At 65.5% G+C, this 23384-nt stretch carries 27 protein-coding genes; 20 read left to right on the top strand and 7 right to left on the bottom strand.

The annotated features are described in order from the left end of the window. Positions 1-59: 59 nt before the first annotated feature. Positions 60-254 carry a hypothetical protein gene (locus I6F17_RS29380; protein WP_225125048.1) on the bottom strand — a complete coding sequence of 65 codons (195 nt, stop codon included), beginning with the start codon at positions 252-254 and terminating at the stop codon, positions 60-62. A gap of 616 nt (positions 255-870) precedes the next feature. Between I6F17_RS29380 and I6F17_RS29375 the strand changes: the two genes are divergently transcribed. Then, entirely contained in the window at positions 871-1071 is a 201-nt protein-coding gene (locus I6F17_RS29375; protein WP_036025636.1) for a hypothetical protein, read from the top strand. Between the two features lie 19 nt (positions 1072-1090). Here I6F17_RS29375 and I6F17_RS29370 read toward each other — a convergent pair whose 3' ends face one another. After that, complete coding sequence (locus tag I6F17_RS29370) at positions 1091-1375, bottom strand: hypothetical protein (RefSeq protein ID WP_225130075.1); 285 nt, start codon at positions 1373-1375, stop codon at positions 1091-1093. Between the two features lie 239 nt (positions 1376-1614). Between I6F17_RS29370 and I6F17_RS29365 the strand changes: the two genes are divergently transcribed. The 6 genes from I6F17_RS29365 to I6F17_RS29340 all read left to right on the top strand — a co-directional run bounded on the left by I6F17_RS29365 (position 1615) and on the right by I6F17_RS29340 (position 4692). Further along, positions 1615-1824, top strand: coding sequence for a hypothetical protein (locus I6F17_RS29365; protein ID WP_128265356.1), 210 nt, complete (start codon positions 1615-1617; stop codon positions 1822-1824). Continuing rightward, positions 1824-2024 carry a hypothetical protein gene (locus tag I6F17_RS29360; protein WP_036013732.1) on the top strand — a complete coding sequence of 67 codons (201 nt, stop codon included), beginning with the start codon at positions 1824-1826 and terminating at the stop codon, positions 2022-2024. Before I6F17_RS29365 ends, I6F17_RS29360 begins: the two co-directional genes overlap by 1 nt. Positions 2025-2089: 65 nt before the next feature. Then, on the top strand, positions 2090-3166 hold the full coding sequence (locus I6F17_RS29355; RefSeq protein ID WP_225130073.1) for a flavodoxin family protein: 1077 nt from the start codon (positions 2090-2092) through the stop codon (positions 3164-3166). Continuing rightward, a complete protein-coding gene (locus I6F17_RS29350) occupies positions 3163-4065 on the top strand; it encodes an NAD(P)/FAD-dependent oxidoreductase (protein WP_036025632.1) in 903 nt (300 codons plus the stop codon). The genes I6F17_RS29355 and I6F17_RS29350 overlap by 4 nt, the downstream gene beginning before the upstream one ends. A gap of 98 nt (positions 4066-4163) precedes the next feature. Next, positions 4164-4493 carry a four-helix bundle copper-binding protein gene (locus I6F17_RS29345; protein WP_197947764.1) on the top strand — a complete coding sequence of 110 codons (330 nt, stop codon included), beginning with the start codon at positions 4164-4166 and terminating at the stop codon, positions 4491-4493. Positions 4494-4503: 10 nt separating this feature from the next. Further along, positions 4504-4692 carry a hypothetical protein gene (locus I6F17_RS29340; protein ID WP_225130071.1) on the top strand — a complete coding sequence of 63 codons (189 nt, stop codon included), beginning with the start codon at positions 4504-4506 and terminating at the stop codon, positions 4690-4692. Positions 4693-4714: 22 nt separating this feature from the next. Here I6F17_RS29340 and I6F17_RS29335 read toward each other — a convergent pair whose 3' ends face one another. Next, positions 4715-4972, bottom strand: coding sequence for a hypothetical protein (locus tag I6F17_RS29335; RefSeq protein WP_036013744.1), 258 nt, complete (start codon positions 4970-4972; stop codon positions 4715-4717). Positions 4973-5254: 282 nt separating this feature from the next. On the opposite strand from I6F17_RS29335, the gene I6F17_RS29330 reads away from it, so the two are divergent. Continuing rightward, complete coding sequence (locus I6F17_RS29330) at positions 5255-5629, top strand: hypothetical protein (RefSeq protein ID WP_036013747.1); 375 nt, start codon at positions 5255-5257, stop codon at positions 5627-5629. A 104-nt stretch (positions 5630-5733) separates the two neighbouring features. Here the strand turns inward: I6F17_RS29330 and I6F17_RS29325 are convergent, their stop codons facing one another. Then, entirely contained in the window at positions 5734-7074 is a 1341-nt protein-coding gene (locus tag I6F17_RS29325; RefSeq protein WP_225130069.1) for a polysaccharide deacetylase family protein, read from the bottom strand. Positions 7075-7230: 156 nt separating this feature from the next. Then, a complete protein-coding gene (locus I6F17_RS29320) occupies positions 7231-8058 on the bottom strand; it encodes a polysaccharide deacetylase family protein (protein WP_081493960.1) in 828 nt (275 codons plus the stop codon). Between the two features lie 83 nt (positions 8059-8141). On the opposite strand from I6F17_RS29320, the gene mgtE reads away from it, so the two are divergent. From mgtE to I6F17_RS29280, 8 genes are all read left to right on the top strand, one after another. Continuing rightward, complete coding sequence (mgtE, locus tag I6F17_RS29315; protein WP_036025625.1) at positions 8142-9563, top strand: magnesium transporter; 1422 nt, start codon at positions 8142-8144, stop codon at positions 9561-9563. A gap of 176 nt (positions 9564-9739) precedes the next feature. Next, positions 9740-10057, top strand: coding sequence for a helix-turn-helix domain-containing protein (locus I6F17_RS29310; protein WP_036045747.1), 318 nt, complete (start codon positions 9740-9742; stop codon positions 10055-10057). A 148-nt stretch (positions 10058-10205) separates the two neighbouring features. Further along, positions 10206-11024 carry an aldo/keto reductase gene (locus I6F17_RS29305; RefSeq protein ID WP_036013757.1) on the top strand — a complete coding sequence of 273 codons (819 nt, stop codon included), beginning with the start codon at positions 10206-10208 and terminating at the stop codon, positions 11022-11024. A 49-nt stretch (positions 11025-11073) separates the two neighbouring features. Beyond that, complete coding sequence (locus I6F17_RS29300) at positions 11074-11898, top strand: hypothetical protein (RefSeq protein ID WP_036045744.1); 825 nt, start codon at positions 11074-11076, stop codon at positions 11896-11898. Between the two features lie 1385 nt (positions 11899-13283). Further along, a complete protein-coding gene (locus tag I6F17_RS29295) occupies positions 13284-13946 on the top strand; it encodes a glutathione S-transferase family protein (RefSeq protein WP_225130067.1) in 663 nt (220 codons plus the stop codon). A 275-nt stretch (positions 13947-14221) separates the two neighbouring features. Further along, positions 14222-14425 carry a hypothetical protein gene (locus tag I6F17_RS29290; RefSeq protein WP_085969273.1) on the top strand — a complete coding sequence of 68 codons (204 nt, stop codon included), beginning with the start codon at positions 14222-14224 and terminating at the stop codon, positions 14423-14425. Positions 14426-14582: 157 nt separating this feature from the next. Further along, a complete protein-coding gene (locus I6F17_RS29285) occupies positions 14583-15584 on the top strand; it encodes a hypothetical protein (RefSeq protein WP_036025621.1) in 1002 nt (333 codons plus the stop codon). 42 nt (positions 15585-15626) lie between these two features. Next, positions 15627-16067 carry a DUF1489 domain-containing protein gene (locus I6F17_RS29280; protein WP_225130065.1) on the top strand — a complete coding sequence of 147 codons (441 nt, stop codon included), beginning with the start codon at positions 15627-15629 and terminating at the stop codon, positions 16065-16067. Here the strand turns inward: I6F17_RS29280 and panC are convergent. Further along, positions 16064-16915: a pantoate--beta-alanine ligase gene (gene panC / locus I6F17_RS29275; RefSeq protein WP_036046562.1), complete on the bottom strand. Its 852-nt coding sequence runs from the start codon at positions 16913-16915 to the stop codon at positions 16064-16066. The genes I6F17_RS29280 and panC overlap by 4 nt on opposite strands. Positions 16916-17196: 281 nt before the next feature. Between panC and I6F17_RS29270 the strand changes: the two genes are divergently transcribed. From I6F17_RS29270 to I6F17_RS29255, 4 genes are all read left to right on the top strand, one after another. Continuing rightward, positions 17197-18120, top strand: coding sequence for a division plane positioning ATPase MipZ (locus I6F17_RS29270; RefSeq protein ID WP_036015216.1), 924 nt, complete (start codon positions 17197-17199; stop codon positions 18118-18120). A 342-nt stretch (positions 18121-18462) separates the two neighbouring features. Continuing rightward, complete coding sequence (locus I6F17_RS29265) at positions 18463-19323, top strand: alpha/beta fold hydrolase (RefSeq protein ID WP_036015213.1); 861 nt, start codon at positions 18463-18465, stop codon at positions 19321-19323. 144 nt (positions 19324-19467) lie between these two features. Beyond that, positions 19468-20217 (top strand): VWA domain-containing protein, encoded by a 750-nt coding sequence (locus I6F17_RS29260; protein ID WP_225130063.1) that lies wholly within the window; start codon positions 19468-19470, stop codon positions 20215-20217. Between the two features lie 70 nt (positions 20218-20287). Further along, positions 20288-21013 carry a DnaJ domain-containing protein gene (locus I6F17_RS29255; protein ID WP_036046570.1) on the top strand — a complete coding sequence of 242 codons (726 nt, stop codon included), beginning with the start codon at positions 20288-20290 and terminating at the stop codon, positions 21011-21013. Positions 21014-21245: 232 nt separating this feature from the next. Here the strand turns inward: I6F17_RS29255 and I6F17_RS29250 are convergent, their stop codons facing one another. Beyond that, positions 21246-23096 (bottom strand): D-alanyl-D-alanine carboxypeptidase, encoded by a 1851-nt coding sequence (locus I6F17_RS29250; RefSeq protein WP_225130061.1) that lies wholly within the window; start codon positions 23094-23096, stop codon positions 21246-21248. Positions 23097-23384 lie beyond the last annotated feature (288 nt).

Genomic DNA, 23384 nt, shown 5'->3' with positions numbered 1-23384 from the left:
CCGGCCAGACGAGTCGTTTCGCTGAGATGGGCCGGAACAGGATGTCGTCCTGCTCGCAATCACGCCTGTTTGGGGCGCTGTCCGTCCTGCACATCATCATCGTCTTCACTTGGAAAGGGCTCGTGAGTTTTCCGGCCCAGAAACGTATCCGGTCGAGGAAGCGTCAATACCTCCAGCGATTCACGGATCGCCTTGCGAACCTGCTCCACGTGCTTCTCATCGGACTGCAATGGATAACGAGTCGGCTTCGCCATCAGGCGCTCCCCCGGGTCATGCAGGCGGGAGCACCATCGGTCTCTCAGCCACCGGCGCCTACGGGCAGAGCCACAGCCAGTGATGAGATCACCGTACACCCGTTGTGGCGTGTCAGCTAAGGAAATCGGGGATCTGCCTATCAATTCCTGTGTCGGGCTACCGATGCGTGGTTGAGGGCGGTCCGGCGGGGTTGTGACGGCTTGATCCAGGTTAATCGGCGACGCTTTTTGAGCCGTTGGCGCCATTTGAGTAACCTATGCAAGTGCGCGCTCGCGACTCTCCGTCGCATGATGCCTGATGCCAGAGACCCTATTTGCCCGCGCAACACGCGTTATCGAAGAGAGCCGCGCCCTCCGGGAGCAGCACAGACAAGTCGCGGGACGCTACGGCGACGCGGTGAACGATTTGCGCCTCGCCATCATGGACAGCGCCATGCTTCGCTCCGAGATCAGGGCTCGCCGCGACAACGAAGAATCCTAACTCCGGTCTTTTCGCCGAAACAGGCAACCGTTCCCTTTCTGGAACGTTAGATCGTTGGCCAGGCTGTGTAGCCTGGCATCAACACCCGTCGGAACGCAACGGCGCGCTCGACCTCATGCACCAGGAGGACGCCTCATGAGGACGCGACATCGGTTCAAGCAAGTCGACACTCTGGAAGCGCGGCTCGCCGCCGAGGCGGAGCGGCTCCGTGAACAGGCCAGCTTGCTTCCGCCCGGCGCGGCGCGCGACGAAGTCCTGCGCAAGGCGCGTCAGGCGGAAACTGGGTCTCAGATGAGCGAGTGGCTGCGGTCGCCGGGCCTGCAGCCGCCAAGCTAGCCCGGCGCGATGCGCGTCGTCAGCGCCGCTTCGCGGCCTTGCTTCGCCGATTGTACGGGGAGCGGTTGACCGGCCGCAGCGAAATTCCTTCGCGTTGCGCCTTGCTGCGAATGGCCGTGACGGGGCGCTGCAGCTTGATGCTCATCACGCCGGTCGGCGTGTTGCCTTTCGCAAGCTGCTTCAGCTTGTTCACATCCGCCGCTGTCCACGGCTCGCGCGCGCGGCGCTTGTAGGCGGGATTTGCCTTGCGCGGTCCTTTGCGGCCGATCGGCGACCCCGGGCGTTTCAATGCTGCTTTTGCCATGATGATCCTCCTTCAGGTCGTCCTTGAACATACGAATCAGCATTTCGGTTCCGGCGCAGTCCGGATCGATCGGTCCTGCGGTTGTGATTTGCGCAAAATCGCGCAGCGTTAACTTATTGAAATGCCGGAACCGGCTGTTGCGACGGAAGCTGACAAGAGAGCCTGGGCCCCGGCGCCCGATCCCCCGCCGGGGCCGATTTCCTTTCAACCGAATTGTCCACGAAAGTTCAAAAGTACAAATGACCGCCAAACGTAACCGCAGGAAACAGACCCAAACGCTTCAGGAGCGGCTAGCCGCCTTTGCCGAAAGCGCCCGCGAGCGGGCACGCGACCTGCCGCCGGGCAGGGAACGCGAGATGCTGCTGCGCCGCGCCAAGCAGAACGAAGTGACCTCGAACCTCACGGACTGGCTCAGCGCACCCGTCGCTTCAAGGCGAGGACACCCATAGTGGCAAGTATCAAGCACTACCGCGCGTTCCAGATCGATCCGGACGGGCATGTGTTCGGGTGCATCAACCTCGTCTGCGACGACGACGAGCAGGCCAAGCGCGAAGCCGCCTCGCTCGTCCTGGTGCATCGCATCGAGCTGTGGCGGCTCGATCAACGGATCGCCAAATTCGATGCGCCGCAGGAGCTTGTTCGCCAGTAGGGCTTGGGAACTGCGCGCTGGGCGCCGGGTTGGGTCGGAGGGATTCGACTTCGCCAGGAGCCAGCATGACGGACGCCGACATTCGCAAGGGGATGCCGCCCGTCAAGCTGTCGCGCGAGGAGTTCGAGCGGCGCTACAAGCGTCAGTTCGTCGATCCCGCCTTTGCTCCGCTCGGGCGCGAGCTCGATGCCATCATCGCTGCGGCCTGGGACGCCTACAGCCATTCGCGCAAGGCACCGTTGACGCGGAAGGCCGGCGCAGGCTTTTCCGACCCGAACTACGATCTTGCCATCGACTGGCTCGATGCGCGCTCAAAAATCCTGGAGGCGCAGCGTCGCCACGACGATGCCGACGAGACGCCGCGCATCCTGATCATCAACGGCTCGGCCCGCAGCGAGCACACCTGTCCCGGCGAGATGTCCAAGACCTGGCGCCTGGTCAAGGTGGCCGAGCCCGTCTTCATCGAGATGGGATTTGCCGTCGACATCCTCGATCTGTCGCGCCTCGCTTCGGAATTCGGCAAGACCATTCATCCCTGCAAGTCCTGCGTCGGCACCGCCATGCCGCTGTGCCACTGGCCGTGCAGCTGCTATCCGAACTACTCGCTGGGCCAGACCCACGACTGGATGAACGAGATCTATCCGCTCTGGGTTGCCGCCCACGGCATCCTGATCGTGGCGCCCGTGAACTGGCATCACGTGCCCGCCGGTCTCAAGGCGATGATGGACCGCATGGTCTGCGCCGACGGCGGCAATCCCGATCCGACCTCGACCCACGGCAAGAACGCCGCGGAAGCCAAGGCGATCGAGCTGAAGGGCTGGCCCTATCCGCGCCATCTCGCCGGCCGCCATTTCGGCCTCGTCGTTCACGGCGATGCGGTCGGCGCCGAGGGCGTGCGCCGGGCCTTGTCCGACTGGCTGACCGACATGCAGCTGATCTCGGCAGGGCGCTACGCCGAGCTCGACGGTTATGTCGGCTACGACGAGCCATACGCCACATCCCATCGTGAGCTCGACGAGGACCGCGAATTCCAGCAGGAAGTGCAGAATGCGGCCCGCGCGCTCGGCAATGCCGTCCGGCTCGCGCGAAGCGGGCGCCTCGATGAGCCCGGCGCCGGTCTTGCGGACCCGAACCCCAAATGACCGGCGCGCCACCCCTTGAATGCCTGATCGTCGGAGGCGGGCCGGCGGGATTGATGGCCGCGATCTATCTGGCGCGCTTCCGCCGCCGCGTCTGCGTCGTGGACGCCGGCGCGAGCCGGGCGGCCCTGATTCCGCGCAGCCACAATGTCCCCGGCTTCGTCCACGGCCTGTCCGGCGCGGAGCTGATCGAGCGGATGTCAGCCCAGCTGAACGAGCTCGCCGTCACACGCGTGGAGGCCGAGGTCACGGCGTTGCAGCGTCACGAACACGGTTTTGAAGCGAGCTGGAATGGCCGCGGGCATGCGGCCGCCACAGTCATTCTCGCCTGCGGGATCGTCGATACCCATCCGCCGTTCGCGGAGTGGCGCGCGGCGGTCGCGGACGGACTCCTGCGCTACTGCCCGATCTGCGACGCCTTCGAGGCCACCGGCCGCCGCATTGGCGTCGTCGGGCCGCTGGATCGTGCCGCCGCAAAGGCGCTCTTCCTGCGTGGCTATGCGCGCGACGTGACGCTGCTTGCGACCGGCGCGGACGACGCGAAGGCCGCAACGTCGGAGCTGTCCGAGGCGGGCGTCGGAATCGTGTTCGCGCCCGAGCTGCGCCTGGCGCGGCGAGGCGGCGGCGTTGAAGCGGATTTCGCCGACGGACGTACGGCGCAATTCGACATCGTCTATCCTGCGATGGGCGCGGAGGTCCGCTCCCAGCTCGCGATGGCGCTGGGCGCCGACCACACTGCGGACGGTCATTTGAAGGTCGACGATCACCAGCGCACGTCGATCGCCGGGCTCTACGGAATCGGCGACGTCGTCACCGACCTGCACCAGATCTCGGTCGCGTTCGGCCACGCGGCCATCGCGGCCTGCACGATCCACAACAGCCTGCCGCCGCGATTTGCGTGATGGGACGGCGGTGAGCCTCACAATCGACTGGAACCGGGAACGAAGCGCGTTGCCCCGCTTTGGTCGAGCGGAGCGGGGCGCGCAACTGGAGACAACCGATGGCTCAATCCGAAGACATGACCCGCTGCATCGCGCTTTGCATGAGCTGCTACCAGACATGTCTCGGCACGGCGATGAACCATTGCCTCGAGACCGGCGGCAAGCATGTTGAGCCGAAGCATTTCCGCCTGATGATGGCCTGCGCCGAAATGTGCCGGACCGCCGCGCACTTCATGCTGATCAACACGCCGCATCATAAGCACACCTGCGGTGAGTGCGCCGAAATCTGCACCGAATGTGCCGAGGATTGCGCCCGGATCGGCGGCATGGACGAATGCGTCGCGACGTGCCGCTCCTGCGCCCAATCCTGCCGCGCGATGGCGGCTTGAGGAGGTGCCCATGCTGGAAGAGAAACTCAAGGAAGCGATCGTCGGCGAATTGCAGCGTCAGGCCGCCGACCGGCCGCAATCGCTGAAGGTGCAGGGCGCGGGAGACGCAGCGACCTCGGAGGAGCTGACCGTCAACGGCAAGATCGACCTCGGCGCGCTTGTCATGGTGATCGCAGGATCGGTCGCCGGCGGGCCTTGAGCTCCATCGTCGATCGGCGGCCTCAGCCATACTCCTCGCCGATGCCGTATTCCCGGTAGATCTGCAGCGGGTCGAGCTCGGGAAACAGACGGCATTTGGCCTGCGCAAGATGCAGGCTCACCGCTGCCGGCTCCTTGCCGTTCGCGAGCAGCTTGCGGATGTCCTCCATATGCGCGTTCGGCTGGTGCTTAGGTTCGAGTTGCTCCAGCGCGACCAGGGCGGTCGCGAGTGCCTCGGTCAGAACCCAGTCGTCGTGGCCTGTGATTCCCTTCTTCGACATCGGAAGAACCCCACATCTGGTGGCGCTCACAGTTTACCGCGCCTTCGGCCAAATCGCCATTGAGCCGTTGCGGGCCCCTCGCGCGCGAGGCCATGGGCCATGCTCCGGCTTGCCTTATGGCCGCGTCAGGCTAAAAGGCGGCTAGTTGCGGGGGCGGCAGTATCCTTGTTGAAACAAACTTGGCGTAGACGGGCCGTATCCAGGCTCGCCGTTCCGGTCTGGGTCCCGATCCCGCACGTCGCAACACCATAGGGTTGCGACCCCCTCAAGGTTCGAGCCAGCATGGTTTTTCTCAGTTTCGTCTACCGCTTCCTCACCAATTTCGCCTTCATGGCGGTGGTCTATTTCAGCTTGAACTTCATGGAAAAGTATCCGAACCGGGCGATCCTGGCGATCCTGGTGCTGGTCTACGCCGCCATGCGCGCGGCCTCGACGCTGCGGGCGTTCTACTTCTTCCAGAAGATCGAGAAGCTGGAGGCCGAGACCAAGCGCCTTCAGGCTCCGATCAACGACGGTTCGGGCAGCACCACCGCGCGCAAGCAGGTGATCACCGACGTCGCGCGGCTGCGGCGGGACGGCGAGCTCAAGTCCTACATGGACCTGTTCTTCCTGGCGCTGATCGTGCTGCTCTGCGTCGCCGCCATCATGCGGCAATAGCAGCTAAAGCATGATCCGGAAAAGTGCGAAGCGGTTTTCCGAAAAGATCATGCATAAACAACAACCTAAAGCACGATGATGATTCATCCTAATCTCATCGCGCTTTAGGCGCGTTTTTTCAGGCTGGCGACGCGGGTCGGACGGGGCGGCATGCCCTTGGAGGCCGCGCCATTGGCCGCGGCGCTCTTCGCTGCGTTACTCTTGGGTACGATGTCGACGGGCTGCGCGGCATGATCCGCTGCAGCCGGCGCCGCCTGGGCGGTACGCCGCCCATGCAGCTTGGCCGTCTTGCCCTTCGCGCCTCTGCCCTGTGCTGCCTTGTCCTTGGCCGGATGCGGCCTCTCGGCCGCCATGGCGAGCCGGGTCGCGGCGCGCCGCGATGAGGTCGTCGACATCAGCACCTCGACCGAGCCTTCCGGAATCGCGAACAGATCGCGACCCGGGACGGGTAGGGTGGATGCGAGGTCGATCTGGCCCTTGCTCCGGCGCGGCAGCAGCGATTGATGTTCGGCCTGCGCATTGAGGTCCGCGAGCGCGGGCGCCGGCAGCGTCCTGGTCTGTGTGAAAACGAAATGCGGCACGCGCGGCCAGCGCGCGATCGGCGTCGTCTCGGTTGGCGGATGCAGCAGCCATTCGACCTGCGTGGTCGGCGTCGCCGGCCGCTCGGCAGTGGCGGGCACCACATGCACGATGCGATAGCCGCGCGCCTTGAGGTCGCGGATGATCTTGGGCAGCGCCGCCACCGTGCGGGCCTGAATGTCGTGCAGCAGCAGGATGCCCTTGCCCTTGGCCTCCAGCCGCTGGATCGCAAGCTGGTAGACGCGGTCGGACGAGACGTGCCGCCAATCGTCGGCCGGGAAGTCGGCGCTCCAGACCTGGAGGCCGCGCGAGATCAGATGGTTCTCGAGGCCCTCGGCCCGCATCAGCCCGGGAATGCGGAAGAACGGGGCGAGCTGCGACGGATCGGTCATCGCGGCTGCGGTCCATTCGATGCCGCCATTGATCTCCGCCTCGGCCTTCTCGATCGGCATCCGGTCGAAGGTCAGCGGATGGTCCATGCTGTGCGTGCCGACGGTATGGCCCGCCGCGACAAGCTTGCGCACGCCTTCCGGATTGGCCTTGGCCTGGTTGCCGACGATGAAGAAGGTCGCCTTGATGCATTCGTCGGCGAGGATCTTGAGCACCTGGTTCGAATATTTCGGGATCGGACCATCGTCGAAGGTCAGGACGACCTCATGGTCCTTCAGCGGCAGCGTCTCGCGGTACTGCATGGTGCCGATCAGCGGATGTTCGCGCGGATCGACAACGAGGGTGCGGGAGGTGCCAAGGGCGTCGGGGTGGCCGGGACAGTCGGCCGCGAGCGCGGCCGGCGAACCGGCGGTGAGCATTCCCAGACAGACGACGATCCACGATCGCGTCCGCAAAACAACGCTACTTCCGATCATGAACCTCGTCTGCCCCCATGCAATTGACGCCTAGATAGGTCGGAGATGGCTCAAAACGGTTCAGCCGCAGCCGCTCTCATCTTCACGGGGTAGCATGAACAGAGTGTTAATTGGCCCCAAATCACCCTCATTTTGCCCGGGCGTGACATTCCGGCATCAGCGCGTATCGGCGCTCTTCTGTGATGTGCCCGCCGGGACGATGTGGACCACCCGATAGTCGTTCTCCCTCAGATACCGTAGAAACGCCGGCATCATTGCGGCCGTGCGCGCCTTGTTGTCGTGGAAGAGGATGATGCCCTTTCCGCTCGCGGCGAGGCGCTCGGTGACGAGCTTCAATTGCTGCTCGGGCGTCATCTCCTCCCAGTCGCTGGCCCATAAATCGGCCCCGAACACAATGATGCCGCGCGACTGGAGCAGGTCGAGCTGCGCTTGGGTCGACTCGAAATAGGGAAAGCGGAAGAACGGCGTCGAGGGTGTCGTCGTCGAGACTCCGTGTAGCGCCATTTCGTCTGCGGCAATGCCCCGGTCGATGTCGGCCATGGCCTTCTCGAACGGAATACGCCCCATGAACGGATGCGAGTAGGAGTGATGCCCGACGGTGTGGCCCTCGCGGGCGATGCGCTTGACCATGTCCGGGTGCTCGGAGGCGTGCTGGCCGATCAGGAAAAAGGTCGCGCGCACGCATTCCTGTGCCAGCGCCGCCAGCACTTTCGACGTCGTCGGCGGGTTCGGCCCGTCGTCGAAGGTCAGCACGACCTCGCGATCGGCCAGCGGCAGCGTCTGCGGAAAGCTCTTCAGGCCCACGCGCGGATAGGTCTTGGGATCGACGCTGAGGACGCGCGAGGTGCCGAGCGCGTCCTTGCGCGGGCACTCGGCGGCCTCCGTCTCGGCGGCGCCGATGACGGTCGCGGCATTGCCGATGACGGTTGCGACAAGCGCGCCCGCCATGGTCGAGGTCCACCTTAGTCGCAGCATCTTTGCCATTGCGCTCGGCTTTGCCTTGTGGGTATTGCCTGAAGCCTCAGCTCACACCACCGGTTCCAACCTGTCAAACGGCGAGGCGCGCCATGGATGAACATCTGGACGTTGCCCCATCGGCTGCGGATTCGGTACTCGACCACGTGCCGATGCGCAATGAAGACGGCGATATCAGGCACGAATTCGTCGAGGAGGTCGCCCGTGCGATCGAGGCCGGGGACAGCGCGGCGCTGCGTGCCTGCGTCGCGGAGCTGCACGAGGCCGATCTCGGCGATCTGATCGGCGCCCTCGAGCCCGACGACCGCGTCCGCCTGGTCGAGCTTACCGGCCGCGATTTTGACTTCTCGGCGCTGAACGAGGTCGACGAGACTGTCCGCGAGGAGATCCTCGAGGAGCTGCCGCCGGAGACGGTCGCCGAGGGCGTCCGTGAGCTCGAATCCGACGATGCGGTCGAGCTCTTGGAAACCCTCGGTGCCGAGGAGCAGGAAGAGATCCTGGAGAAGCTGCCGCTCAAGGAGCGCGTCGCGCTCGAGCGCAGCCTGCTGTACCCGGAGAACTCCGCCGGCCGCCGTATGCAGACCGAGTTCATCGCTGTGCCCCAGGATTTCACGGTCGGCCAGGCGATCGACTACATGCGCGAGACGCCGGATCTGCCCGACCGCTTCTACGAGATCTACGTTGTCGACAAGGAGCAGCACTGGCAGGGCGCGGTGCCGCTCGACGTGCTCCTGCGCACGCGCCGGCCGGTGGCACTGACCGAGCTCACCGACGAGGACCGCCGCCGCGTCTCCGTCCTGGAGGACCAGGAAGAGGTGGCGCGCATGTTCGGCAAGTACAATCTCGTCGCCGCACCCGTGCTCGACACCCAGGACCGCCTTGTCGGCGTCATCACCGTCGACGACGTCGTCGACGTCATCGAGGAGGAGGCGGACGAGGACCTCAAGGCGCTCGGCGGTGTCACCAGCGACGAAGAGCTGTCGGACACGTTCCTCACCATCGCCCGCGGCCGGTTCAACTGGCTGCTGGTGAACCTCGCCACCGCGTTCCTGGCGTCCTCCGTGCTCGGCCTGTTCGAGGGCCAGCTGGAGAAGATGGTCGCGCTCGCGGTGCTGGCGCCGATCGTGGCGAGCCAGGGCGGCAATGCCGCGACCCAGACCATGACGGTGGCGGTGCGGGCGCTGGCGACGCGCGAGCTCGGTTCCTCCAACGCCTGGCGCGTGGTGATGCGCGAGGCCCTTGTGGGCCTCGTCAACGGCCTCGCCTTCGCCGTGATCACCGGCATCGCCGCGGTGGCCTGGTTCAAGATCCCGGGCCTCGGCATCGTCATCGGGCTCGCCATCGTTTGCAACCTCGTGGCCGGCGCGCTCGGCGGCATCCTGATCCCGATGGCGCTGGATCGCGTGCGGGCCGACCCGGCGGTGGCGTCGGGCACGTTCGTGACCACCGTGACCGACGTCGTCGGCTTCTTCTCCTTCCTCGGGATTGCGACGCTCTGGTTCGGGTTGAAGTAGGTCTCACCCCATCGTCATTCCGGGGCGCGCCACTTGGCGCGAACCCGGAATCCATTTGTCCGCGTCGACGCTGCACAATGGATTCCGGGCTCGCGCTTCGCGCGCCCCGGAATGACGACAACCGTCTTTAATCCGACTTTAAGCGACCTGCCGCATCATCGCCTTTGCTTGGGGGAATGGGCATGCGGTTGCGGCTGAAGGCGGACGGACGGATCGTCGAATTGCGGGATGGGCAGGAATTTCCGGTCCAGCCGCTTTCGGTTCAGCCTACGGCCAATGCGGCGCCGGCTGACACCGGCCCGCTCGCGGTGCGCGATCTGCGCCGGCGCGCCTGCCTGACCCAGATGGAGTTCGCAGCCAGGCTCGGCGTACCCGTCGAGACCATCCGCAACTGGGAGCAGGGCAAACGCGCCCCGCGCGGCCCGGCCCGCGCACTGCTCACGGTGATCGCGCATGCCCCCGACACGGTGTTCCAGGCGCTCGCCAAGACCTGACGCCAAGACCTGACGCCAAGGCCTGACGCACAACCTCCCGTTAGGCCTGCATCGAATATCCCGCCTGGCTGCCGCGGCTTCCGTTGGCAGTATCATCGACCGGGTCCATAATGACGTCTGGGGCTGTCGCAACGGAAGAGGATTCCTCATGCTGTTCGTCGAGGCCAATGGCGCAAGGATTCCGGCGATCGGTCTCGGGACCTGGGAGCTGAGCGGAAGGCCGGCCGCGCGCGTGGTCGAGCAGGCGCTACGGCTCGGCTATCGCCATATCGACACCGCGCAGGTCTACGACAATGAGCGCGAGGTCGGCGACGGTTTGCGCGCCTCCGGCGTGCGCCGCGACGACGTATTCCTCACCACCAAGGTCTGGACCAACCATTTCGCACCCCATGATCTCGAACGCTCGGTGAAGGAGAGCCTCGCTCGCCTGCGGCTTCCCTCGGTCGATCTGTTGCTGCTGCACTGGCCCAATCCTCATGTGCCGCTCGCGGAGACGCTGGGCGCGCTGTCGCATGCGAAGACGATGGGCCTGACCCGCCACATCGGCGTCTCCAATTTCACCGTGGCACTGATCGAGCAGGCGGTCGCGCTGTCGGCGGAGCCGCTGGTCTGCAACCAGGTCGAGTATCATCCCTATCTCGATCAGGCGAAGGTACGGGCGGCCTGCGACCAGCATGGCCTTGCCCTCGTCGCCTACAGCCCGATCGCCAAGGGCCGCATCAAGTCCGACCAGACACTGGCCGAGATCGGTCGCGTCCACCGCAAGACGGCGGCGCAGGTCTGCCTGCGCTGGCTGGTGCAGCAGAATGTCGCTGCGATCCCGCGCACCTCGCGCATCGAGCGCCTGTCGGAGAACATCGAGATCTTCGATTTCGAGCTGTCGGAAGACGAGATGGACCGGATCGCCGCGCTCGCCAATCCGAAGGGACGCCTGACCGACTTTGGCTTCGCCCCGAAATGGGATTGAGAGGGACCCGGGGTATGCTAGGACCGCGGGGGCAACCCAAGATCGGTCGATGGAACTGGGGAAGATCATACGGACGGACATTGCCGCCTCGGCAATCGCCCATCTGACGCTGGTGGCGCTGATCATCGTGATCAGCGAGGTCCGTCCGTTTCATAGCCTGCCGCCCGAAACCGTCGCGGTCGACATCGTCACGCCGGAGCAGGTGAAGCAGGAGGAAACCAAGGCCGAGGAGAAGAAGGAAGAGGCGAAGCCGCCAGAGCCGCTCCCCGATCTGAAGCTGCCGAAGCCGGATATCACGGACAAGGCGGAGGCATCGAAGCCTGCGGCCAGGCCGCAGGCGGCAGCACCATCGCCATCAGAGCAGGCCTCGCCTGAGCCGCAGCAGAAGCAGCCGCAGGCCTCGAAGCAGCGTGAGGCCAACGCGCAGCCGCCGCCGCCGGCCTATCAGACGCCGCAACCGGACGTCACCATCAAGTACGGTGTCATGCTGGGCTTGCCGCCCGAATTGCCGGTCGAGCCGAAAGGCGCCAAGGATGACGGCGGGGATGCCAACGATTCAATCGCTGCGAAGCTTCCGCCCGAGGTCATCGCGGAGCTTCGCCGTCACTTGCGCGGCTGCGCCAAGCTGCCGCCCGGCGTCGCACCGACCGACAACGTCCATGTCAAGCTGCGCACCGTGTTCGCCACCGACGGCACGCTGGCGCGCGAGCCCATCCTGATCGAGGCGCCGCCGTCCGCCAAGGGCGTGGCCATCGTCAAGTCCGCAACGAGCGCGCTGCAGAACTGCCAACCCTACAAGATGCTGCCGGCCAATCTATACGGGGAATGGAAGGTGCTGGATCTGCCGTTCAGCCCGAAGGATTTCGGCGGATAGCGCGTCGTCGTGTAGTCGTGTAGCCCGGATGGAGCAAAGCGTAATCCGGGCTGCTCGCCCGGCATCTCGAATTGTCCCGGATTACGCTCGCGCTCCATCCGGGCTACGAGAGCAGGGTGTTTCGCTTCTCTGTCAATCTGCCTGCGCGAAAATATTCCACTTTACCGAAATTCGGAAACGGCGTATGTGTCGCCCATCCCGGCTCATCCTTGAGGGGCGATCATGAGGTCGTCATTGTCGCGAGCCGGGCTTGCGGTGGACGCGGCAGCGTCGTGTACGGATGCCAGGGGCAGGGCGGATTGCTCTCCGTGAGCCCGAGGCTTCGTACGGACGAGCGGCGCTGTCAGGTTCGTCGCGCCGGCATTTCGATGGCAACGTGCACAACGCCGTCGAACCCTGCGGCGCCAACGAACCGCGCGTACGGCAAAACCGTGTGGTCCTGGCCGTCGTTGCTACGGTCAAGCTCTGGCGAATGCGGCATTGGCGTCAACCGGCGCGGTGCCGGCGACTTTCGCGGGAGTGAGGGAGGCCAGAGGGAACTCGGCTCCCGGGAGAGCGCGGCATAAGCCGTCCGACCATCGCGCAGGGAAGGCCGTGTGTTGGGCTTCACCTGTATGCTGCTGTGCGGTTCTTCCTGCGTGTGCTCTAGCGCAGCGGACCGCGGGTGCCGCCGGCACCCGGCCTTCCCTGCGCCCTCTTGGCTATGAGGGCGGCGAGATCAAGCAAAGCTCGGGCGAAGCGCCGCGAGGCCGAGTACGCACGTCTGTAGCCCCCTCGCTGTCATCGCCCGCCTTCGCAGGGAACGACAAGTGTTATTTGGAACGCAGCGTCGCCTCACACTCAGTCATTGCGAGCGCAGCGACTTGTCCGCCGAAGCCTTTGGCGAAGGCGGAAGCAATCCAGAATCTCTCCGCGGCGGGATTCTGGATTGCTTCGTCGCAAGAGCTCCTCGCAACGACGAGGAGGAGAGAGCGAGCGCTACTCTTCGCTCTCGTGTCCCGGACGCAGCGCAGCGTCCTCCCGGCGATGCGAAGCACCGTCCGGTTCGACGATGCGCTGCAGAGCCGGGGCCCATCCATCTGCGCGCCGTACCATGTCGCCCTGGGTGCCGGCTCTGCGCAGCAACGCCATAAGCGCGTTTACGCGCGTCTTCGATGCGCTATGGCGTTGCAGCTTGGCCGGAACACGAGAGATCAAGGACCGCGCTTGATTCCCTCGCCACCATTCAGCACCTCCCAATGCCTGCTCATGTCGGTCTCATGTCTGTCTCTTGGCAAGGATCGCAACGATTGCCACGCAGGACGGGACGCAGCAACGATTGATTGGCGGCAGGCGATGGCGCTAAAAGCGGCTGCAACTGCAGGACTCAACGAAGGACCAGTGACATGGCTGCGCTGAAACTCGCGATCGGCAACAAGAACTACTCGTCATGGTCGATGCGGCCCTGGCTCGCGCTCCGCGCCAACGACATCCCGTTCGTGCAGACGCTGATCCCGCTCTACACCGACGATCCCGCCGACAAGGCGCAGATCCTGTCCTTCAGCCGCGCCGGCAAGGTGCCCGTGCTGGTCGACGGCGACGTCACCGTGTGGGATTCGCTTGCCATCATCGAGTACGTCGCCGAGCGCTATCCGGAAGCGAAGCTCTGGCCTGACGACGTCGCCGCGCGCGCGCATGCCAGGTCGGTATGCGCCGAAATGCATTCCGGCTTTGTGGCGCTGCGCAACGAATGCGGCATGAACCTGCATCGGCCGATCCGCGCCGTGGCGCTGTCGGCGGATGCCAAGGCGAACATCGCGCGCATCGAGGAGATCTGGCGCGAGTGCCGCACCCGTTATGGCGCACAGGGACCGTTCCTGTTCGGCCGCTTCGGTGCGGCGGACGCCATGTATGCCCCCGTCGTGCACCGCTTCCGCACCTATGCGATCGAGGTGGCGCCGGACACCAGGGCCTACATGGAGACGGTGATGGCGCTGCCGGCGTTCCAGGAATGGACCCGGGATGGACTGGCCGAAACGCTCGTCATAGCCAAGTTCGAGGACGCCTGAGCGGCAGTCCGGCCGGCGCCGGCCGGAGGCGGGGACGCCAGCCGATCGGGAGGAGGGTGCGACAGGCCTGCGACAGGTCGGCGGAATAAGCAGCTCCGCCGGTATCATCGCCCCACCGGCTGTCCCGTTATCATCCTGAAATAACTGCAAAAATTGTGCGCGGGCCATGCCGGCATGGCGCTGGCCAAAAGCATCGGACGCGTGCTATACAGCCGCCCGGGTTTCCGGCCGGCCCTCGCAGTGGGACACTGGGCGAGGCGGGCGCTGTTTGAGTAATGGAGAGGGTGTTGAAGCACAAATTCCCCGTGGGAACGCGCGTCCTATTCACGGCCAGCAATGTCGCGCGTCCGGCTGCGAGCGGCGCGTATGAGGTCATCCGTTTGCTCCCGACCGAAGGCGACGACTGCCAGTATCGGATCAAAAGCTCGACAGAAGCCTTCGAGCGCGTCGCCAAGGAAAGCCAGCTCGCGCTCTCCTGAAGGCCGACGCCGTCAGTGCATAGGCGCCTCCCGGGAATTGTACTCTGCCGCCGTCAAAAGGCCCGCTTCACCTTCACAAGGGTGGCGCGGGGGCAGTTGCCGACTCGCGGTGCTCGCTTGACCATCCGCTCTTTGCTCGCGTGAGGGGACGTCGCGCATGAACTGGGCATGGGCCACTTCGCTCGACCAAATCTGGCTCTCGCCGGCCTTCCCGATTTGGATGACGCTGGCGGCTGCCGGATTCTTCGGATTGATTCTGCTGATCACGCTGTTGCGCGCCGACAGATCGGTCGCGAACGGCGCGCTGACCGTCATTACCCTGCTATCCATCGCGATCGCCGGCGCAGCCACGGTGCGTCTCTATGGACCGGACGCGCCGTCCGCTCCGGCCGAGGCGCGCGCGCAGGCTGTGGTGAGCGCGAGTCTGCCTGCGCTGTCCTGTCTCGACGATCTCGCCGGCGATGCCGTTGGCGCCGGCTGCGAGAAGGCGCTGTTCGGCGCGCCTGACGCTGCGGCCGCGGCGGTCTCCTACACCGCCGCCAGGATCGACCGCCTGACCGCGCTCGGCGATGTCGCCACGGCGGAGAAGAGCCTGACCCTCGACATGAAGGTGCTGCGCAAGTCGCTCGAGCGGGATCGTTACGGTCTCGTTGCACATGTGCTGGTGGCGCGTGACGGCTGCACGCAGTTCGATTGCGCCGCGTTCCGCTCGCTGACCGACCAGCAGCAGGTTGCCGCCAACATGGACTCCCATCTCTACGAGACCCTGGTCGCGCGCTATGCGCCGACCTGGAACGCGCCCGCAGCAGCCGCAGCGGCGATGCCCGCCAACGCCGCGCTCGCCGGACTGCCGCCGTCAATGCCGACGGGCAGGCCGACCAATGCCGAGTTCCCGAGCGCGTCCTCGACGCCGCCGGTGAGCATCATGAATCCGGAGCCCACGGCGGCGACGCGCCAGGCCGCGCCGGCCGCAAATGCGGCGGCAGCACCGCGTGCGCCGGCCGCGGCCTCCGCACAGGCCGCAGCGCCTCCGGCATCGAGCCCGCCGGCTGCGAAGAAGCCGCCGCCCCAAAAGGCTGCGCGTGCGCCTGCGGCGCCGGTTCCGCTCGCGCCGCCGCCGGCCTCGACCGCCGCTCCCGCGCCTGCGGATAACGAGTAGATCGGCATTCCAAATGCTGGGTTGCCCGGCTAATGCTTGGGCATGCCACTCCATCTGATCAAGCTCGCCGTCGGCTGCGACTCCGTCAAGGAATTGAAGGAGTGGGTGGCCGAACGGATGCAGACCGCCAAGAAGAAGGGTCTGCCGCAACATCACATCCACATCACCCGCATGGTGCCCAAGCGCGACGCCGAGATCCTCGCCGGCGGCTCGCTCTACTGGGTGATCAAGGGCGAGATCGCGGCGCGCGAAAAGATCGTCGGCATCGAGCCGTTCCGCGACAAGGACGGCATCGGGCGCTGCCGGATCGTGATGCAGCCGAAAGTGATCTCGGTCTCGCCGCGGCCGATGCGCCCGTTCCAGGGCTGGCGCTATCTGACCGACGATTCCGTGCCGGCCGATCTCGGCAAATCCGCGGCCGGCTCGATTGCGGCGATGCCGGAGCCGATGCGGCGCGAGCTGCGTGACCTCGGACTGCTCTAAACAGCCATATTGTCGATCAGCCGGGTGGTGCCGAGCTTGGCTGCGACCAGGATCCGCAAGGGGCCGTCCTTGCGCGAGGTGACCGGTGCCAGCGTCTCGGCATGGCGGACCTCGTAATAGTCGAGCACCAAGCCGGCCGCCTTGATCATCTCCGCACCGCCGGCCATCGCCGGCGCGATCGAATCGCCGGCACGGATGCGCCCGGCGCTCTCCTTCATGGCGCGGTAGAGGACAATGGCGGTCTGGCGCTCCTCGGGCGAGAGGTAGACGTTGCGCGAGGACATCGCGAGTCCGTCGCGCTCGCGCACGGTGCGGGAGCCGATCACCTTGACACCGAGGTCGAGGTCGCGCGCCATCTGCGTCACCACGCGCAATTGCTGGAAATCCTTTTCGCCGAAGATCGCGACATCCGGCCGGCACTGCGTGAACAGCTTGCCGACGACAGTGGCGACACCGCCGAAGAAGTGCGGGCGGAAGCGGTCCTCGAGGCCGGCGAGCGCCGGCCCCTCCGGCGCGATGCGGGTGGCAAACCCCTCCGGATACATGGCCGCGACGCCCGGGTGCCAGACGATATCGACGTCCTCGGCCGCGAGCTTGGCGATGTCGGCCTTCCAGGTGCGCGGATAGGCGCCGAAATCCTCGGTCGGAGCGAACTGGGTCGGGTTGACGAAGATCGACACCACGACGCGGCTGGCGCGCCGCTTGGCGAGGCGAACCAGCGACACATGCCCGTCATGGAGGGCCCCCATGGTCGGGACCAGTGCGATCGTGGCCTTTCGCTTGCGGAGATTGTCGACGGCGCGTCGCAGGGCGGGGACCGTGCGGGCGATCAATGGGCTTGCTGACATTGGGACTCGACGATTGGGAAGCGGCGCAGGTGCGGGCGTCGCGCCCGCCGGCTAACCTTAACAAGCGGAGATCGTGGACGCCATGCATCCGGATGCGGCACAGCATCCCGCGCAAGGCGGCGTAGAACGTCGCGACATTGTGGGCTGGATCACAGACGAAAGACGGCGCCGCGACACATCGTGAGAACGGCGCGTTGCAATTTGCATTTCCTGTCACGCATTTCACTTGACCGCTGACGCGGTCAACTCGAAGATATTCGCAAGGGGTGTTGAGGATCGCCATGCTTGTGCAGGCTAGCCAAGGCCAATCCGGCTCGGCGCACGTGGTCGTGCTCGGCAACGAGAAGGGCGGCTCCGGCAAATCGACCACGGCCTTGCACATCGCCGTTGCACTTCTGAAGGCCGGCCAGCGCGTCGCCACCATCGACCTCGATTGTCGCCAGCAGAGCTTCACGCGCTACATCGGCAACCGGTCCGCCTGGGCGCAACGTACCAAGCTCGACCTCGAGCTGCCGGTGCATCGCTGCATCAAGCTCGGCGAGACCATGCAGATTGCCGAGAACGAGAATTCCGAGTTCCAGCAGTTCATGGAAGCCGTCTCCGCGGTCGAGAGCAGCTTCGACTTCATCGTCATCGATACGCCCGGCACCGACAGCTATCTGATGCGGCTCGCGCATTCGATGGCCGACACCCTGGTCACGCCGATCAACGACAGCTTCCTCGATTTCGACGTGCTCGGCACCGTCGATCCCGCGACTTACGCAGTGACGGGCGAGAGCCACTACGCCGAGATGGTGCGTGACGTCAGGCGCAAGCGACGCCAGCTCGACGGCGCGACCACCGACTGGATCGTCGTGCGCAACCGCCTGTCCATGCTCGGCTCGCGCAACAAGCAGCTCGTCGCCGAGGGCCTGAAGGATCTGTCGCTGCGGCTCGGCTTCCGCTACGTCGACGGCTTCGCCGAGCGCGTCGTGTACCGCGAATTCTTCCCGCGCGGCCTGACCGCCTTGGACGATATCGACGAGGCCACGCTCGGCATGCGGCCCAATCTCGGCCATCTCACCGCGCGGGAGGAGGTGACGAGTCTGCTCCGCCAGCTCAAGCTCCCGCTCGACGAGCGCGGCCGCCGCCGCGCGGCTAACCGGGCCGAGTGGTTCAGCCAAGTCGACAAGCCGCTCGAGGTCCACGATATCCTCGGCGCCTGACCCCGCGGTATAGCGCTACTCCCGGCCGATCCGGGCCTTCGGCTGGCGCGGGAACCGGGACTGCGCCGCGCGCGTTTTCACCCTGCGTTTACCGCGAGTCGAACCCGATCAAGACCGGTTGCGTCGAATAGGGACCTGCACCCTCACGTAGCGGTATGAGAATGGGGTGCTCACCGAACGAGTGCAACGCACAATGAAAGGGCTGCCGATTCACAACATTTAGCCTTCCTGTCACGCTGCTGTGACATATATTAGGGAATAGGCGACAAGGGGACGAAGAGCCCCGGAGAACACGATTTCAACAGGGATTCAGGCCGCTTAGGCCTGAGGCTGAGGACGAAAATGAAGCGTGGAATTGCCGTTCTGGTTTCGGTCAGTGCCCTCTGCGGCATCGCCTATTTCACGGCGAGCAAGTGGGCGATCAAGCACGAGACCATCACATTCTACGATGCCTCGCGCGATAACCGTCCGGTGCCTGTTTCCATCGCGGTGCGCCGCGACAAGGAAATGCAGGCCAATGCCGGCATGATCAAGCTGCCCGTCGCGGTGATCAATCACGGCAACACCGTCAAGAACACTGAGTACGGCTTCCTCGCCAACATCTTCGCTGCGCGCGGCTACATGGTCATGAGCCCGCAGCACGATCTGCCGACCGATCCTCCGATGGTCACCAAGCCCGGCGAGCTCTATGTCGGCCGGCTGCCGCAGATCCTGCGCGGCGTCGCCAACATCCATCTCGCCGTGCACGAGATGAAGAAGGTTCAGCCCAACGCCGATTACGACAAGGTTACGATGGTCGGCCATTCCATGGGCGGCGACATCACCATGTACTTCGCCAAGCAGTATCCGGATGAGGTCAAGAAGGTCGTCACCCTCGACAATCTGCGCGTGCCCTTCGTTACCGCGGGCAAGTTCAAGATCCTGTCGTTCCGCTCCCAGGATCCGCAGTTCAAGGCCGACGCCGGCGTGATTCCAACCGACGAGGAATGCGAGCAGGCAGGCATTCAGGTCGTGAAGACCGAGTTCCAGCACAACGACATGCGCGATACCGGTCCGGATGTGGCGAAAAGCTCGATCCAGAGCATGCTCGACAAGTTCCTGAGCGCGACCGACAGCGAGATCGCACCGGTCGACACGCAGTCCGCCCCGCCCAAGATCCTGGAGCCGGGCCCGGTCGCCCTGATGGCTCCTGCCAAGAGCTGACGTCCAAGAGCTTACCGAGCTGACGTCTTCGCAAGGCTGCATCAATTGGCAAAGCCTCCGCCGGCGCCCGCCTGCGGAGGCTTTGCGCATTGACCGGGCCGCATGCGCTGACCACATTAGCTGCTGACGCAAGGTGTAGCTGCGATGTCGGGCGAACCCATCAAACCGCGCGGCCGCGATGCCGTCTCGGCGCGAGCAGACGGCGTGCTGCCGCAAGCGCAAACCTCGACCTCGGAAGACATCGCCGCGTTCGTTGCCAAGGCGCGGACCCTCTCGCCGCATGCCCCGGGCGCGAGGGGGCGGCTGATCTTCGCGCTGGATGCGACCATGAGCCGGCAGCCGACCTGGGACATGGCCTGCGCGCTCCAGGCCGACATGTTTCGCGAGACCGCAGCGCTCGGCAGTCTCGACATCCGGCTGGTCTATTATCGCGGCCTCAACGAGTGCCGAGCCACGGCTTGGATTTCCGACAGCGCCAGGCTGGCGACGCTGATGAGCAAGATCGATTGCCGCGGCGGCGATACCCAGATCGGCAAGGTCCTGAGCGAGGCCAGGCGCGAGGCAGTCGCATCCGGCGTGCGGGCCGTGGTCTTCGTCGGCGATGCCATGGAGGAAGACATCGACGAGCTCTGCGCCAAGGCCGGCGAGCTCGGCCTGCTCAAGGTGCCCGTATTCGTCTTTCAGGAGGGCCATGACGCGGTCGCCGAACAGGCCTTCCGCGAGATGGCGCGGCTGACTGGCGGTGCCTGGTGCCGGTTCGATCCCGGTGCGGCAGCGCAGCTGCGCGAGCTGTTGCGGGCAGCTGCGGCCTATGCCGCGGGTGGACGTGAGGCGCTGTTGAAGCTGGCTGGAAGCGCGAGTGGCGCGGCGAAGCTGATCAGCCAGATGAAATAGCGGCCCGGCCGGTGCGGCTTGCGGCGCTGGGCGCCATGCTTTTTGACAACAGCACGACTATATTCCGGCCATGACCCTGATCGCCGGCGCTGTCGCCGTTATCACGCTGTACCTGCTGCTCCAGATGTTCCGCTCCGCCAATCCAGCGGTGCTGGCGCGCACCCTTAAGTTCGGCGGCGGCGTGCTGGCGCTGGCGGTTGCGGCCTTCACCGGCTTGCGCGGCGAGCTGGCGGTTGCGATCCCGCTCGGAATTTTCGGTGCGGGGCTGCTCGGCTGGACGCCATTGGCGAATGCCGGCTTCGGCAATGTCGGCGGGCTGTTCGGCGGCGGTGCGACGCGCCCGTCCGGGCAGGCCTCGCGGGTGCGCTCGCAATTCCTGGACATGCGGCTCGACCACGATTCCGGCCAGCTTTCCGGCCAGATCGTTGCGGGGCCTCATGCCGGGCGCAATCTCGACGAATTCGATCTCGCCGGCTTGCTCGCGATGGTCTCGACGTTCGACGCCGAGAGCGTGGCCTTACTTGAAAGCTATCTGGACCGCCGGTTTCCCGCTTGGCGTCAGAACGCGCAGGGCGATACGGCAGGGCGGCAGCGCCGCACGGCGGCGAGCAGCAAAATGACGGCGGAGGAAGCCTATCAGATCCTTGGCTTGCAGCCGGGAGCGGGGCGCGACGACATCAGCCGGGCCCACAAATCCCTGATGAAGAAACTCCATCCCGACCAGGGGGGCTCGACGTATCTCGCTGCCCGGGTAAACGAGGCCAAGGATACTCTGCTTCGCACGCATAACGGCTAACTCCGGCACCAACGCTACAAACGCCCGTACCGCGTGAGCTCCGCTTGCTCTGTCTGCCGTCGCCCGCCTTGTCGGCGTGGTCGATCCCCTTGAGCAAAGTTTTAACCGTAAATCCTTGACGAGAGGTTGTCGTGGAACAGCCTTGTCCGGAACAGCCTGCGCATTACCGCCTGACCAAAAACGAAAATGCCCGCGCAAGGCGCGGGCATTTGGTCTGGAGCGGAGAAGAAAATCAGTTGCGAACGGTGATGCAGGAGATCTCAGCACGTTTCAAGGTGCGGCAGACGGCTTCGGCCTGATCACGCTCGAGCCCGGCGAAGCGGGCGCGGTAAAGCTTGCGATTGTCCTTGGCGACGACGGGCTCGGTGAACGGGTCCGCCTTGCTGAGCAGGCCGCGGGCCGAGTTGCGGGCCGCGTCGATGCGCTGCTGAGCTTCGTTCTCGCTCTCGAGCGCACCGACCTGGACGATCCAGCCGCTGTGGATGACGGCGGGCTTGGTGGTGGCGCTCATCTGGATCGGCTGCGGTGCCGGGTCGGCCGAGGCGAGCTTGGGTGCGGCGGGAGCCGGTGCGGCGGCGGTTGCGGCCGGCAGCACGCCAAGGATGCCGTTGCCGGTACCGAAGCCCGCCGGCTGCCGCGGCAGTTCGGTGCGGGCCATCTCGGCCTTCGGCGCTTCGGGCTGGCTCACCGCCTCCGGCTTGTTGATGAGATCTGCCCTGGCGACGACGGCACCGGAGGTTTCCGCGACGTCGGAGCGGTGCGGGACGGTGCTGGTGACCGGTGGCGCAACGACCTGGACACCACCCTGGGCGGGAGCCGCGGAGGCGACCTTCACGGCGCCGGCCTTGACCTGAACGGTCTTGACCCGCACCGGCTTCATCGGCTCGGACGAGCCGGGGATGATGGAGAGCGGCTGGCTCGAGATCACGCCATTGGTGAGCGGCGCCGGCTCCACCTTGGACTCCGTCGGCCGAGCTTCGGGTTTGGAGTGAGCGGGCGGCATCGCCGCAGTCGCTGCGGCCAGCGTCGACAGACGCGCGGCGAGGCGCGAAGGGGCGGCTTCGGGAGCAGGGGCCGCCGCGGCCTGGACCGGCAGGGCGGGCCGTGCCGGCATATCCGAGGCATCGGCGACATCGGTGTTGGCTTCAGTGCCGTTGCGCTCCGTAACCGCAGCGACGGTGCGGACGGTCGCACCCTTGTCGAGGTTCTCCGCGAGCAGGTTGCGCATGATGGCGTCGCGCGAGCCACCGCTGCGGCCGCCGAGCACCACGCCGATCAGGTGGCGGTTGCCGCGGCGGATCGAGCTGACAAGGTTGAAGCCGGAGGCGCGGGTGTAGCCCGTCTTGATGCCGTCCACGCCTTCGACACTGCCGAGCAGGCGATTGTGGTTGCGGATCGACTGTCCGCGCCAATTGAACGTCGAGGTCGCGAAATAGCGATAGTAGCGGGGGAAGCGCTCCTGAATGGCGCGACCCAGCGTAGCCTGGTCGCGCGCGGTCGTGACCTGCTCATCGTTGGGCAGGCCGTTGGCATTGCGGTAGACCGTCCTGGACATGCCGAGCGAGCGCGCCTTGCGCGTCATCATCCGGGCGAAGTCGTCCTCGTCACCGGCGATCGCTTCCGCGATCACCACGGCTGCGTCGTTGGCCGAACGGGTGACGAGGCCCTTGATCGCGTCCTCGACGCGAATGGTCTGGCCGGCACGCAGATTCAGCTTGGTCGGATCCTGGTCGGCGGCGTGCTTGGACACCGGCATCTCGGTGTCGAGCCTCATCTTGCCGGATTCGAGGCGCTCGAACAGCAGATAGAGCGTCATGATCTTGGTCAGCGAGGCCGGGTGGCGGATCCCGTCAGGGCTCGTCGCCTGGAGCACTGCGCCGGAATTGCCGTCGATGATGATGGACGCGAATTTCGAGCTGGAGCTCTCGGACACGTCGTGCTGCACCCGGTGGTGCGCGTAATGTCGACGATGGCGCCGCGCCTCGGCTGCGTCGACGGTGAAGATGACTGCGGTGGTGACCGTAAGAAGCCCGAAAACGCCAACCCGCGCCCAGCGCGAGGCAGACAAGTTTTTACGAAGCATGGAACCCCGTCCCCGTTTCTGACTTGATCACCGGCTCGTGAGGCGAAATTGTGCCCGACGGACCCGGGATTATTACCTGCTCAGGCTGTCCCTCCGCTGGTGTTGGCCGCGGGGGACGTTGGACCCGAGCCGCTGTTCTGGCTAAGGTGATGTTCTCAAACGGCTTTTGGCCGCTCGCGGAAGTGACCACGTCCAGGGAATCAAAGTAGGATGGCCCGGTTTCCAAAAGCTTAAGGAACCCTTGCGGGAAACCCCGGGAATCTCTGCGATTTGCGCCGGATTGTGCGC

This window comes from Bradyrhizobium sp. NBAIM18 (assembly GCF_020193825.1).
GTDB classification, from domain to species: Bacteria; Pseudomonadota; Alphaproteobacteria; order Rhizobiales; family Xanthobacteraceae; genus Bradyrhizobium; species Bradyrhizobium yuanmingense.
This window is presented reverse-complemented; position numbering and strand designations above follow the sequence as displayed.

What these genes read in the sequence shown, in the direction of transcription:
- I6F17_RS29380 (WP_225125048.1), bottom strand. Translation starts at nt 254, where the DNA reads ATGGCGAAGCCGACTCGTTATCCATTGCAGTCCGATGAGAAGCACGTG.
- I6F17_RS29265 (WP_036015213.1), top strand. Translation starts at nt 18,463, where the DNA reads ATGAAGCGTGGAATTGCCGTTCTGGTTTCGGTCAGTGCCCTCTGCGGC.
- I6F17_RS29255 (WP_036046570.1), top strand. Translation starts at nt 20,288, where the DNA reads ATGACCCTGATCGCCGGCGCTGTCGCCGTTATCACGCTGTACCTGCTG.
- I6F17_RS29260 (WP_225130063.1), top strand. Translation starts at nt 19,468, where the DNA reads ATGTCGGGCGAACCCATCAAACCGCGCGGCCGCGATGCCGTCTCGGCG.
- I6F17_RS29305 (WP_036013757.1), top strand. Translation starts at nt 10,206, where the DNA reads ATGCTGTTCGTCGAGGCCAATGGCGCAAGGATTCCGGCGATCGGTCTC.
- I6F17_RS29295 (WP_225130067.1), top strand. Translation starts at nt 13,284, where the DNA reads ATGGCTGCGCTGAAACTCGCGATCGGCAACAAGAACTACTCGTCATGG.
- I6F17_RS29250 (WP_225130061.1), bottom strand. Translation starts at nt 23,096, where the DNA reads ATGCTTCGTAAAAACTTGTCTGCCTCGCGCTGGGCGCGGGTTGGCGTT.
- panC (WP_036046562.1), bottom strand. Translation starts at nt 16,915, where the DNA reads ATGTCAGCAAGCCCATTGATCGCCCGCACGGTCCCCGCCCTGCGACGC.
- I6F17_RS29355 (WP_225130073.1), top strand. Translation starts at nt 2,090, where the DNA reads ATGACGGACGCCGACATTCGCAAGGGGATGCCGCCCGTCAAGCTGTCG.
- I6F17_RS29310 (WP_036045747.1), top strand. Translation starts at nt 9,740, where the DNA reads ATGGGCATGCGGTTGCGGCTGAAGGCGGACGGACGGATCGTCGAATTG.
- I6F17_RS29375 (WP_036025636.1), top strand. Translation starts at nt 871, where the DNA reads ATGAGGACGCGACATCGGTTCAAGCAAGTCGACACTCTGGAAGCGCGG.
- I6F17_RS29350 (WP_036025632.1), top strand. Translation starts at nt 3,163, where the DNA reads ATGACCGGCGCGCCACCCCTTGAATGCCTGATCGTCGGAGGCGGGCCG.
- I6F17_RS29290 (WP_085969273.1), top strand. Translation starts at nt 14,222, where the DNA reads ATGGAGAGGGTGTTGAAGCACAAATTCCCCGTGGGAACGCGCGTCCTA.
- I6F17_RS29340 (WP_225130071.1), top strand. Translation starts at nt 4,504, where the DNA reads ATGCTGGAAGAGAAACTCAAGGAAGCGATCGTCGGCGAATTGCAGCGT.
- mgtE (WP_036025625.1), top strand. Translation starts at nt 8,142, where the DNA reads ATGGATGAACATCTGGACGTTGCCCCATCGGCTGCGGATTCGGTACTC.
- I6F17_RS29325 (WP_225130069.1), bottom strand. Translation starts at nt 7,074, where the DNA reads ATGATCGGAAGTAGCGTTGTTTTGCGGACGCGATCGTGGATCGTCGTC.
- I6F17_RS29335 (WP_036013744.1), bottom strand. Translation starts at nt 4,972, where the DNA reads ATGTCGAAGAAGGGAATCACAGGCCACGACGACTGGGTTCTGACCGAG.
- I6F17_RS29330 (WP_036013747.1), top strand. Translation starts at nt 5,255, where the DNA reads ATGGTTTTTCTCAGTTTCGTCTACCGCTTCCTCACCAATTTCGCCTTC.
- I6F17_RS29345 (WP_197947764.1), top strand. Translation starts at nt 4,164, where the DNA reads ATGGCTCAATCCGAAGACATGACCCGCTGCATCGCGCTTTGCATGAGC.
- I6F17_RS29300 (WP_036045744.1), top strand. Translation starts at nt 11,074, where the DNA reads ATGGAACTGGGGAAGATCATACGGACGGACATTGCCGCCTCGGCAATC.
- I6F17_RS29270 (WP_036015216.1), top strand. Translation starts at nt 17,197, where the DNA reads ATGCTTGTGCAGGCTAGCCAAGGCCAATCCGGCTCGGCGCACGTGGTC.
- I6F17_RS29370 (WP_225130075.1), bottom strand. Translation starts at nt 1,375, where the DNA reads ATGGCAAAAGCAGCATTGAAACGCCCGGGGTCGCCGATCGGCCGCAAA.
- I6F17_RS29320 (WP_081493960.1), bottom strand. Translation starts at nt 8,058, where the DNA reads ATGGCAAAGATGCTGCGACTAAGGTGGACCTCGACCATGGCGGGCGCG.
- I6F17_RS29280 (WP_225130065.1), top strand. Translation starts at nt 15,627, where the DNA reads ATGCCACTCCATCTGATCAAGCTCGCCGTCGGCTGCGACTCCGTCAAG.
- I6F17_RS29285 (WP_036025621.1), top strand. Translation starts at nt 14,583, where the DNA reads ATGAACTGGGCATGGGCCACTTCGCTCGACCAAATCTGGCTCTCGCCG.
- I6F17_RS29365 (WP_128265356.1), top strand. Translation starts at nt 1,615, where the DNA reads ATGACCGCCAAACGTAACCGCAGGAAACAGACCCAAACGCTTCAGGAG.